Origin of the sequence: Sphingobacterium shayense, assembly GCF_013179575.1 — a bacterium.
GTDB lineage: Bacteria > Bacteroidota > Bacteroidia > Sphingobacteriales > Sphingobacteriaceae > Sphingobacterium > Sphingobacterium shayense.
This window is the reverse complement of the sequence record NZ_JABMCQ010000129.1, coordinates 1-12,668: the sequence shown is the minus strand read 5'-3', so window position 1 is coordinate 12,668 and position 12,668 is coordinate 1. Positions and strand designations below refer to the sequence as shown.

The 12,668-nt window shown below is 38.7% G+C and carries 10 protein-coding genes; 6 read left to right on the top strand and 4 right to left on the bottom strand.

The window, feature by feature from the left end:
* Positions 1-14 precede the first annotated feature (14 nt).
* Positions 15-692 carry an outer membrane beta-barrel protein gene (locus HP439_RS13970; protein WP_172390958.1) on the bottom strand — a complete coding sequence of 226 codons (678 nt, stop codon included), beginning with the start codon at positions 690-692 and terminating at the stop codon, positions 15-17.
* Between the two features lie 265 nt (positions 693-957).
* On the opposite strand from HP439_RS13970, the gene dusB reads away from it, so the two are divergent.
* A complete protein-coding gene (dusB, locus tag HP439_RS13965) occupies positions 958-1,965 on the top strand; it encodes a tRNA dihydrouridine synthase DusB (RefSeq protein WP_172390957.1) in 1,008 nt (335 codons plus the stop codon).
* Positions 1,966-1,969: 4 nt separating this feature from the next.
* Here dusB and HP439_RS13960 read toward each other — a convergent pair whose 3' ends face one another.
* Genes HP439_RS13960 through HP439_RS13950 form a run of 3 tightly spaced genes read right to left on the bottom strand, consistent with a single transcriptional unit; the run spans position 1,970 to position 4,970 of the window.
* Positions 1,970-3,478 (bottom strand): oligosaccharide flippase family protein, encoded by a 1,509-nt coding sequence (locus tag HP439_RS13960; protein WP_172390956.1) that lies wholly within the window; start codon positions 3,476-3,478, stop codon positions 1,970-1,972.
* 10 nt (positions 3,479-3,488) lie between these two features.
* Positions 3,489-3,767 (bottom strand): acylphosphatase, encoded by a 279-nt coding sequence (locus HP439_RS13955; protein WP_172390955.1) that lies wholly within the window; start codon positions 3,765-3,767, stop codon positions 3,489-3,491.
* A gap of 33 nt (positions 3,768-3,800) precedes the next feature.
* On the bottom strand, positions 3,801-4,970 hold the full coding sequence (locus tag HP439_RS13950) for an amidohydrolase family protein (protein ID WP_172390954.1): 1,170 nt from the start codon (positions 4,968-4,970) through the stop codon (positions 3,801-3,803).
* Positions 4,971-5,407: 437 nt separating this feature from the next.
* On the opposite strand from HP439_RS13950, the gene HP439_RS13945 reads away from it, so the two are divergent.
* The 5 genes from HP439_RS13945 to HP439_RS13925 all read left to right on the top strand — a co-directional run.
* Positions 5,408-7,744: a TonB-dependent receptor gene (locus HP439_RS13945; protein WP_246229368.1), complete on the top strand. Its 2,337-nt coding sequence runs from the start codon at positions 5,408-5,410 to the stop codon at positions 7,742-7,744.
* Positions 7,745-7,870: 126 nt separating this feature from the next.
* A complete protein-coding gene (gene dtd / locus HP439_RS13940) occupies positions 7,871-8,329 on the top strand; it encodes a D-aminoacyl-tRNA deacylase (RefSeq protein WP_172390952.1) in 459 nt (152 codons plus the stop codon).
* Between the two features lie 10 nt (positions 8,330-8,339).
* Positions 8,340-8,666 (top strand): nucleotide pyrophosphohydrolase, encoded by a 327-nt coding sequence (locus HP439_RS13935; RefSeq protein WP_172390951.1) that lies wholly within the window; start codon positions 8,340-8,342, stop codon positions 8,664-8,666.
* A 513-nt stretch (positions 8,667-9,179) separates the two neighbouring features.
* A complete protein-coding gene (locus tag HP439_RS13930) occupies positions 9,180-12,440 on the top strand; it encodes a SusC/RagA family TonB-linked outer membrane protein (RefSeq protein WP_172390950.1) in 3,261 nt (1,086 codons plus the stop codon).
* Positions 12,441-12,456: 16 nt separating this feature from the next.
* On the top strand, positions 12,457-12,668 hold a 212-nt coding region (locus tag HP439_RS13925; RefSeq protein WP_216657852.1), incomplete at its 3' end, for a hypothetical protein.

The following is a 12,668-nucleotide window of genomic DNA, read 5'->3' as shown; positions in this document are numbered from 1 at the left end:
CAGATTGGCTGTATTTAGTTTCTGTTGAACAAAGCATATTTCACTCCCAAAGAAACATAACCGTAATGATCCTTTTTACTGTTGATCACACCGTCTAGGTTATCATTCGTAGTAATAGTGTGTTGATAGTTCAAGTTGATTGCCCATTGCGGACCATAAAGCGTCCTTCCAAAAGGGACATCTAAACCAACGTTAATTGGTACTATAAAATGAAATCCGTCCAGATCATCAGAAAGTTCTTCAACCGATGCTGCGTAGCTCGGCGAAATTGAATTTTCAATTGAATTTTTCATCACTCCAGCACCAGCACCAAGGTAGATGTTAGAAACTATCTTAGTTAGGGTACTCGCTTTGAGATTATGATAACTATGATTATTGCCTGTATCCATAAACTGTCCCACTCTTACCTTTGCGTTCAAATTAAAAGCTAAATAATCATTTTGAAAATCACTCTCATATCCATACCCAGCCAGTCTTCCTTTTTCAGCATGTATACCGACTGAAGTGAAGGGTGTTATTAATCCGTCTACATCTATATGTCCAGCGAATTTGGCATCTACGTTCGCTAAATCGGTAAGATTGATGGTTGTACCAGCTCCAACACCGACACTAACGGGTCTAGAAAACTGGGCTTGCGCTGATTTAAATCCACAAACTGCAAATAATAGGAGAGAAAAAATAGTTTTTTTCATTTTTTAAGAGTTCTTGTTAGCAATACATAAATATAACAATGCCTACATTGGTAACAAGAACCTTACCAAAAATCGTCCAGAAGGCGTCCTTTATTCTTCAATTTATGTTAAGCAGCCTATTAGCTGCGCTGTATCATCCATGGGTAGAGAATCTACTTTTACATTTCGAACATCTCTTCGTAACTTTTTTCCAATTAAAATTGTACAAGGATTTGCTTCGATACTATCATTTTCAATTTTTGTATCTTTGTAAAAAATTCAGAATATGTCAGTAAAAATCGGCGAGAACATAGACTTAGGAGATTTCCCATTGTTGTTAGCTCCAATGGAAGACGTGAGTGATCCCCCGTTTCGTTTTGTATGTAAACAAAATGGAGTCGATATGATGTATACTGAATTTATATCCTCCGAAGGATTAATTCGTGACGCAGCAAAGTCAAGACAAAAACTCGATATCTTCGAATACGAACGCCCAATTGGAATTCAAATATTTGGGTCGGATATCGAAAGCATGCGTCAATCTGCTGAAATTTGCACTGCTGCTCAACCAGACCTAATTGATATTAACTATGGCTGTCCGGTGAAAAATGTCGCCTGCCGCGGCGCAGGAGCGAGTTTATTACAAGATATCGATAAGATGGTTGCTATGACCAAAGCAGTTGTAGAGGCAACCCATCTACCGGTTACCGTAAAGACGCGGTTAGGATGGGATGACAATACCAAGAATGTTTACGAAGTAGCTGAACGTCTTCAAGACATTGGCATAAAGGCGCTATCCATACATGGTCGCACCCGTGCTCAAATGTACAAAGGACAAGCAGACTGGACGATGATTCGGGATATTAAACGAAATCCGCGGATACGGATTCCTATTTTTGGTAACGGCGATGTTGATTCATTAGAAAAAGCTGCTGCTTGGAGACAAGAGTATGAAGTAGACGGTATTATGATCGGTAGAGCGTCCATTGGATATCCGTGGATTTTCAGAGAAATCAAACACTTCTTCAAAACTGGTGACCGGCTTGAAGGACCTTCAATTACTGAACGCGTAAAGGTTTGCGAGACGCATCTACGTAAATCAATAGAATGGAAAGGAGACAAAACAGGTATCTTCGAAATGCGTCGTCATTATGCGAATTACTTTAAAGGTATACCCAACTTCAAAGAATACAGAACACAACTTGTAAGCTTACAAAGCTATCAAGAAATTTTGGACGTATTAAATGATATCCAAAACAAATTTGCTGAGGAAATTTATATCGACAGTTTATAATTTATTAAGATCTAGAAATCAGAATTTCCCGGATAAATTTCCGTTCTTGAAATAATATAAAGCCTATATACAATAACAATAAGAAGTTTCCTGACCAAAAATTACGATGGAACAATAAATAATTAGCTGCAACGATGCTGCTTCCGAGCATAATATGCATTCCAATCTTGCTAATATTATAGGGTATTGCGTAATTACGTTGGCCCCAGATATAAGAGAGCGCTACCATCGAAAGATACGCTATGCTCGTGACCAATATAGCCCCAACATAACTCATCGATGGAATAAACAAATAACACAGAAAAATCGTTATAATTGCCCCGACACTAGAGATATACAGCCCATATTTCGTTTGATCTGACAACTTATACCAGATAGAAAGATTCATATAAATCCCGAGCAACACGTAATTAAATAAAATAACAGGAATATAATTTAGACCAGACCAGTATTTCTCAGATTCAACAGCGTTCGCTCCTTTTATAAAGTACTTTAGCCATTCAATGTTCACAGACAAGCCGACCATCACAAGCATCATCGCAATCACAAAGTATTCCATGATCATAGCATATACTAGACGAGCGTTTTCTTTTTTCGCGTAAGAAAAGAAAAACGGCTCCGCCCCAAGCCTAAATGCTTGTACAAAAATACTTAGAAAAACCGCTATCTTCGCTATGGCGCCATAAATCCCTAAATCGCGTTCACCAATACCTTCAGGTAAAAGAACTGGCATCAATATCTTATCGAGATGTTCATTAATAATAAATGAAACGTTGGCGATAAAAATCGGGAAACTGTAATTGAACATCTTCCGTAATAACAGTCTATCAATTTTCAGTGTGAAGGCGCGCATTTCCGGTATCAACATCAGCAAAGTCACAAAACTGGCAATTAAATTTGAGACGAAAACGTAACCGAGCCAGTTAGGTTTAAACCAAGAAAATAACGATTCAAATTCAGGGAAGCGAACTACAAACCACGGCACGACTACCAAAAACAATAAGTTAAATCCCACGAATAGCAAAATATTTATGGTTTTTAAGAATGCGTAACGTAGCGGCCTGTTTTGTGAACGCAGTTTTGCAAATGGCACCACCGCAAGTGCATCAACTACCAGAGTGAGGCCAACACACAAAATGTAAATCTTATAATCAGTAACAGATTGCACTCCCTGCCTTCCAAACCAAATCGAAATAGGGTCTAAAAAAATAAGAAGGGTGATTAATAGTACAAAACTGGTAAAAATAGTTACCAGAAAAGTATGATTAAAAACCTTGGGTTTATCCTCTGGGGCGACTTTCTGAAGGTATCTAAAGTAGGTCGTTTCCATGCCAAAAGCTAAAAAAGCATTTATTAGCGCGGCCCAAGAATATAGATGTGTAAAAACGCCGTAGACTGTCGTTTCGAATTTCCCTATGAAAAGTGGCGTAAGGATAAAATTCAATAGCCGGGACATAATCGTCGATAGCCCATAAATGGCAGTGTCACCCAGAAATCGCTTAACTACAGACACGTTTGGTATATTATTTTTTCTTCCTTAGAACCTCAAAGTTCTGAAATCCCTTTAACGTGCTCTCCGTTTGAAGCACCGATTGTACTTCCGCACGATCAGGTCCTTCGTGACAGAATTCAATTAACGATTCTAAAGCAAACTCGTCTCCCTCGGCCTCCACATAAACGCTACCATCAGAGTTATTTGTCACAAATCCTTTCACACCAAGTTGGTCTGCTACCGCTTTGCATGTATCACGAAAATAGACGCCTTGGACCTTTCCTATCACTTGAATATTGAGATGCTTCATCGAAAGCAAATGTAAAAAGAATATTCGAACAAACTAGACGATTCGCTTCAAAGTAACGCGATCCGTCAACCGAAGATTATTCATTCCCTCCAGTAAAACTAAGCCTGGATTCTTACCTACTTCAATGGAGCCGAGTATATCCGATAAACCCAGCGCTTGAGCACCATTAATAGTCGCCCATTGCAATACTTGCAAGAAGTCTAAATGATCAAAATTAGCCAAAAGAACTTTAAGTTCGCTAAGTATATCCAGACTGTCATTTGATGCTAGACTATCCGTTCCAATTAGCATACGTTCCTGATCAGGAACAAAATTGAGCAATTTAGGAAGTTTTCCCTCGATATATAAATTCGCTTTGGGACACATACAATAATAGACGTCACGTCCCTGCCTATTTATAAAATCTATATCTTTGAGCGACGTGTAAGTATTATGCACTAATATTGCCTTATTATTTCTGGGTAGATGCGGTAAATATGACTGTATCGAATTACGTGCTTGCGCTTTAAATGCTGACGAATCAAGCCCCATTTCTTCGTAAAATTCAAGGAATTCACCCGTTCGATAGCGGAATAGCTTATTTTCCTCGTCGCTTTCTTGATTATGAATACTCAATATATTATCTTCCTGGACGACATTTCGAAAAGCTTTAAAAAGATCTTTAGAACAAGAATATGGAGCGTGGGGGGTGATTGATGTATGATCCGGATTAAAAAAGAACTCAACATCACGGGCCAAATCAATTCGGCTCTGGATATCCTCCTTGCGTGTCGCCATTACCTCGACAAACGTATGGTAACGTATCGGACTTTGGGCCTTAATGTCTGCAGACAGTTTCGTATTGACATGATCACCAACGGCTTGTATTCCGTTATCATACATCTCTTTATCAGCAAGTTCTATTGCCAATAGAATGTCCTTTTGGGAATACTCTCTATTTTTCATTACCTGAGCCAGAAATTTAGGCAAGCCGTTGCCACGATCGGTCTTCCCAAGCATGTATGACAATTCTATATGGCAATGCGCATTCACAAAACCCGGGATCAAAACACCTTCGTAAAATTCTAATTTGACATTTTGCACTGCCAGGTCATCTTCTTCATACAGTCCGGTTACAGTACCAGACTCATCTATGGCCACGACGCCCCGTTTTATAAAATTACCTATAACCGGAACAACAATACTGGCGGATATATACCTCATTTTCCTAAAATAAACTTACTTTTTTTGAATTATAGCGTACGTTATCAAAAATGAAGCCACGATAACAAATACTAAGAATTATTAAAGAAATATGTTTATAATTATTTTTTTTACTTCAAAAGATGTTCAATATATATTGAATAAAAATAAATATTACCAAAACGAAAATAAGACATAATTTGCCATTTCATTTTAATTGCTTAGATTTGTGGCCATCAATAGGGGTGCCTTGTTCTTCATAACACGAATACAGGCTGAGAATATACCCAGTTTCACGTCAACGTGAAACGTACCTGATCCAGATAATGCTGGCGTAGGGAAGGTTAGTTAAATTATAGACGCTGATGCGAGCCCCTTTGTATTAGTTGGTTTAACTTAAGTATTATCATTCTATGTTAAAGTATTACATCATGACGCTTGTTTTCATACTAGTAAACATGATAACATTTGCACAACAAAAGTTCGAAGTCAACGTCCGTTCTACTGACGGAAAGCCAGTGCAGGGAGCAACCGTCGAATTACAAAATCAAATCAAAGCGACCAATGAGCATGGAAAAGTAATCTTCGATGAATTTGAAAGGAACTCAACGATATTAAACGTTCGGTTTGTTGGTTATTATACTTACAAAAAAGCTGTAGATTTAGAGAAGTTCTCATCGATCGACGTAGAACTTCAACTGGAAAACCGACAAACTGGCGAAGTATATGTATCGGCGACACGCGTTGGAGATAACGCGGCAACAACATACAAAAACATCACAAAAGAAGAAATTCGAAAAAACAACTTAGGTCAAGACCTCCCTTACCTGCTCGACCAAACACCTTCAGTTGTTGTAGGCTCAGATGCTGGAGCTGGCATTGGATACACGAATATTACGATACGCGGATCAAACAACCAAAGGATCAATGTGACACTAAACGGTGTTCCATTGAATGATGCGGAAAGTATGGGCTCATTTTTTGTAAACCTACCGGACTTCGCATCAAGTACACAAAGTATACAAATACAAAGAGGAATTGGAAGTTCTACAAACGGAGCTGGGGCATTTGGAGCATCACTAAACATACAGTCCGATGAAATAGACACAATACCCAACGCCGAATTAAATAACACGTTTGGTTCATACAACACGTGGAAAAACACCGTTAAGGTAGGGTCCGGTTTGATCGACAATAAGTTTGCTTTTAACGCACGTCTTTCACGGATTAGTTCAGACGGATATATCGAACGAGCGAGTTCGGATCTAAAATCTTTTTATTTCGATGCGGGATATTATGGTCGAAAACATCAACTAAAAGCAACTATATTTTCCGGACGGGAAAAAACCTACCAAGCGTGGGACGGAGTTCCTGAAGAGTTGCTAGAAACCAATCGTAGGTATAACGGATTTGACTACGAAAATCAAACAGACAATTATACACAAACACACCATCATCTACATTATAGTTATTTTGCAACGACGAATACTGTTTTTAACGCTGCTCTTCATTACACACGAGGAGCAGGTTATTATGAAGAGTTTAAGTCGCAACAAGACTTTAACGCATATGGCCTGAGTCCAATTAAAATAGACAGCGCAACCATTTCAACAACGGACTTAATCAGACGACGATGGCTGGATAACCACTTCTATGGAACGATATTTTCAATAAATCATACATTTAACGCGCAGCATAGCCTAATATTAGGTGGCGCTGCCAATCAATATCGCGGGGATCATTATGGTGAGATAATCTGGGCGCAATACGCCTCAGACAGTAAAATTGGCGACAAGTATTACTTTAACGATGCTGAAAAAAATGACGCAAATATCTATGGGAAATGGACAGGTGTCTTCGGAAAACTTCATCTTTTTACAGACTTACAATACAGATTTGTTGATTATACATTTCAAGGATATAATCACAACCATGAGTTAGCAGATGTAAACGTCAGACATCATTTTTTTAACCCAAAAATAGGCTCTACATATATCCTGTCGCCCCGTTCCAACTTATATGCTTCGTATGCGTTTGCAAACAAAGAGCCTGTACGTGACGATTACGTAGAATCTACGGCAAATTCCCGCCCTAAAGGTGAAAAAATGCATAACATTGAAGCAGGCTATCGTTGGAGAACAGAAAATATAAATTTAGGAACAAACCTGTATGGTATGTTTTATAAAGATCAGCTAATATTAACTGGAGAAATAAATGATGTCGGTGGATCGATTCGTGAAAACGTGCCAGACAGTTATCGGATAGGGCTTGAATTTGATGGTTTATGGAGAGTTTCATCGAAATTTTCTTGGAGAGCAACTGCGGGAATTAGTGACAACAAAATCAAAAACTATCACGAATATCTAACAGTTATCGATGAGAATTGGAATGAGACCGGAGCCCCTCAAGTCGTTAGAGAATTTAACTCAACAACTATCTCATTTTCACCGTCGACAGTGTTATCTAACGAATTCTCTTACGCCCCAATCAAACCCTTCGAAATTAGTTTATCAAGCAAATACGTTTCTCGTCAATATCTTGATAACACCGCCGAAACGAATCGAAGCGTTGACCCATTCTTTGTAAATAATTTAAGATTTCGGTACAGTTTCTCTATTTGGGATATCAAGAATATAGATGCAAACCTAGCTATAAACAATATTTTCAATGAGAAATATGAATCTCATGGATATACTTATGGTGGAATAACACCAAATGGCGATCGGCTATACGGGAATGCTTATTATCCACAAGCGGAAACGAATTTCTTATTGGGTTTGAACATTCAGTTCTAAACATCTATTCAAATACCTTCGATGCCCAACGAGTGAACTTACTATGTTGGGCATCTATAAATGTATCATCGGTATATTTTTTAACCTTTAGCTCTTCTTAGTTACCTTTTATTTTTATTTTGCAGCATGAGAGCAGTCATTCAGCGCGTCAGCCATGCCTCCTGTACAGTAAATGGAAAACGGACGGGAGCGATCAATCAGGGACTTCTAATTTTTCTTGGCGTTGAAGAACAAGACGATAGTTCCGAAATTAATTGGTTGGCAAATAAAATAGTAAATATGCGAATATTTTCAGACGAACAAGGATTGATGAATAAATCAGTTCTCGAGTTGAATGGCGACATACTTCTCATCTCACAGTTCACACTTTTTGCACAAACAAAAAAAGGAAATCGTCCATCATTTATTCGCGCTGCAAAACCATTATTCGCAAAAAAAATGTATGAAGAGATGACAGCGACCTTAAATAAACTACTGGACAAAAATGTGCAACTCGGTATTTTTGGAGCCGACATGCAGATCGATCTAAAGAATGACGGTCCCGTAACCATAATAATGGATAGTAAAGACCGAAATAATTTTTAATAATATCAACATGACTATTCAACAAGCACAAACTCTGATCGACAGATGGATCAAAACTACAGGCATTCGATACTTTAACGAGTTGACCAATACAGCTATACTCATGGAAGAAGTAGGCGAAGTTGCCCGTATTATGGCCAGAAAATACGGCGAGCAATCGTTTAAGAAATCTGATGAAGAAGTTAATCTCGCAGATGAAATGGCAGACGTATTGTTTGTTTTGATGTGTTTGGCAAATCAAACAGGAATAGATTTAACGGATGCGTTGGAAAAAAATTTGGAAAAGAAAACAATTCGCGATATTGATCGTCACAAAAACAACGAGAAATTAAAATAAAATACGTCGTATATAACGTCAATTTAGAACCTCCTGGTTTCATAATTTACAGCGTGCCGCTCATTCCTGATCGAGATTTAGGAAATAGAGACAACTTTATAAGCCCCCAATCGCGGTCAAAATATATTTTGCGGGAACGTGCTTTTTTTAATTATATTGTAAACATATTTTATCAAAAATTAAACGTATTTTTCTTAAAATCAATTCTAAATTGGGTCACTTTCGTAAGTATCTGGTTCCAAAAAATTACCCTAATCGCATGGTAATTTAAAAAAAATCGCCAATACAAAAATAATAACTGACTGAAAAACAGCCATGTAACTAAACAATCCGATTCTATGAACGGCTATAATAAAGTCGAGCGCTAATAAAATATTTCGCCCTGTTTACTTAAAAGATGTATTTTTCATATCCTGGCTTTGTTATCTATATTTGAATAACAAATCAATAGATTCATACCAAATCCGAATATGGAGATGTACGGATTTAAATTCACTTAACTAAACAACCTTTATGAAACAAAAATTACTTAGCACTCTTTTGCTTTGTATCCTTTTTATTGGAGGATCCTTTGCGCAAAATCGAGTTGTAAATGGGCGCGTAACCGCTCAGCGGGACGGGAACCCGATCTCCGGAGTCACAATCAAAGTTCAAGGCGCTGAATTCGCTACGCAAACCGATCAAAATGGAAATTATTCGATTACCATTAATAACAATGGGAATGTTCTCGTTTTCTCCGCCATTGGATTTCTTGAACAGCGAATCAGTATCGGCACCTCAACGTTAATCAATGCATCGCTCGTAGAATCGGAAACATCGTTAGACGAAGTCGTTGTAGTCGCTTATGGAACTGTTAAAAAGGAGGATTTCTCAGGTTCAGCAGTCACGATATCGGCAAAAGACCTAGACAAAAGACCTTTATCCAATCCCTTATCGGCATTACAGGGATCTGGACCAGGAGTACAAACGGGATCTCCAAGTGGCGCACCCGGCTCAAGCCCCACTATTCGTATCAGAGGAATTGGGTCCTATTCATCAAGCAATAGTCCATTAATAGTTGTCGATGGGATCGAATTCAATGGAGGTATGGCGAATATCAACCCAGACGATATTGAAAACATTTCAATATTAAAAGATGCTGCAACGACCACAATGTTCGGATCACGAGGAGCTAATGGAGTTGTTATGATCACTACAAAACGTGGAAAAGAAGGAAAATCTAGCCTAGATGTTAAAACGCAGTTCGGAACGAATACCAATGTTTTACCGGGATATAATACGGTAAACGCAGGTGAATATTATCAGCTGATGTGGCAAGCGATGAAAAATTCCTATCAGTACAACAGCGGCGTTCCATCGGATGTGGCGGCACAATTAGCCTCCGGTTTATACGGACGAAATGCAAATGGAAAACAGACGTATAACAATCAAACATTTGACGATTTAATCGAATTTGTCGGAAACTATAACGCATTCAACACACCAAATAGCGAGCTGATCGGAACAGATGGTAGTTTGAATCCAAATGCGACATTAAAATATGCTGACGACTTAGATTGGCTAGAACAAAGCTCCAGAACGGGCCGCCGCAATGAATACGGAATCACCTATAAAACGGGCTTTAACAACTCGGACATTTACACTTCATTAAACTTTTTAGACGAAGAGGGCTGGGCTTTACGTTCAAATAGAAAAACATATAGGGCTCGCTTAAATGCGAATACCCAAATAACTAACTGGTTAAGTGGCGGACTAAACATGACTGGCTCTCATTACTCTGGAAATTCCGCTAATACTGGAACGGGTATCGTAAATCCTTTTTACTTCTCAAGATCAATAGCGCCAATATACCCGGTATACGTCCATAACCAAAGCAACGGAGAATACATCCTCGACGAATTAGGAAATCGGATCTTTGATTACGGAAACCTGTCTGCACAATACGGTATTTCTCGACCTTTTAATAGTGGGCGTCATTCAATTGCTGAAAACCTTTGGAACCAAGATAAGAGTAGCGGAGACTTAATTACGGCCAGGACATATTTTGATATAAAATTATTACCGTGGTTAAAGTTCACAACTAATCTAAGCGCCGACGTATACAATACAACCTCGATGTCCTATGAGAATACGATTGTTGGCGACGGTGCACCTGCGGGCAGAATGTATCGCGACGCTTACCGCACTCACAACTATTTGTTTAACCAGCTTTTACAGGCTAATACCGTCATAGGAGACCACAGCATCGAAGCTACAGCAGGTCACGAATATAATTACTATAAATATTCAGGGTTCTGGGGTAGAAGGCAAGGGGAAGGATTCGAAAACTTCTATGTCTTTTCAAACTTCACCGATATCACAGGATTAGATGAAAGTTTCCGGGAAAAAACTCTAGAGAGTTATTTCCTTAGAACAAATTATGATTATCAAAAGAAATACTACTTTAGTGGTTCGTTACGTTACGATGGTGATTCAAAAATACCCGTACATAACCGATGGGGAATATTCTGGTCTGTCGGCGGAGCTTGGAGAATTGATCAAGAAAATTTCATAAAAGATCTATCGTGGGTTGACCTATTCAAGTTAAGAGCATCTTACGGAGCACTTGGCAATAATGCCTTTTTAGATAGCGACGGAGATCCTGTTTATTACCCCTACCAAATGGGATATTCAATTTTGAATAATGGCCCATATTCCGGTGCAGTTTTATCCAATATAGGTAGCGCCGATTTAAAATGGGAAGTCCAAAAGCCTTTTGATATAGGGGTGGATTTTGGTTTTCTAAATAACCGCATTACCGGTACTTTTGAATACTACAACAAGCTGGGCTCAGATCTACTTTATGAGGTAAACCAACCGTACCATAATGGGGGAACAACAGACGGATCTTATTCAATCTACAAAAACGTAGGCAACATGCGAAACTCCGGTTTTGAGTTTTCAATCACAGGAACCTTAATAAGAAAAGAAAACTTCAACTGGAACTTAACATTAAATGCTAGCACGATTAAAAATAAAATAACAAAAATGCCAGCAGAGACACCGGAGATAATATCAAGTTACTATAAACGAGCTGTAGGGCATTCAATGTACGACTATTATACACGTGATTTTTATGGGGTAGATCCTGAAAATGGAATGGCCTTATATCGCGGTATCGAAGATGGGGTTACAATTGACCCCAATGCAGACAATTATGAGGAAAATTTTAAAATACTCGGAACCGACACGTTGACCTATAACCAAAACTATGCGAAACAAGGTTGGATTGGCAAATCAGCTCTCCCTACAGTTTATGGGAGCATCTCAAATCAATTTTCGTATAAAGGATTTGACATAGGGTTCGTATTTACTTATAGCATTGGCGGGTGGGCTTATGACAGCCAATATGCAGGATTCATGTCGTCAGGAAGTACAAACGGCAGTAACCTCCATAAAGACCTGCTAAATGCTTGGCAGAAGCCTGGTGATGTTACCGATGTGCCTCGTATGGATCTAAGCCGTACAAACCAACATGGAGCTACCTCAAGCAGATTCCTTACACGTGCGGATTATTTCGGTCTTAACTCTATAAACATGAGCTATACGTTACCTGAGACACTATTCGGATCCGTTGGAATTAAACGCGCACGCGTCTTCGCAAGCGCAGAAAACGTATTTTTTGTAACCGCAAGAAAAGGGATGAACACATTCTCTGGGATTACAGGCGTACAAAGTACCTCCTCTTATTCCCCTGCAAGAGTAATTAACTTTGGTGTTAATTTTGGTTTATAATTAAAAGAAATTCAAGATGAAGATATTAAATAAAGCATATATATATATATTCGCTACCTTCCTATTTGGGAACACACTTATTGGATGTAGCGAAAAACTTGAACTCACTCCGACGTCTATTATTTCGCCCGAGACGGTGTTCGCAACGACAAACAACGCCATGGCAGCGGTGGATGGTATTCACAAACTATTGTATTCTCAGTGGTATGGAAACCAAGCAAATGGAGG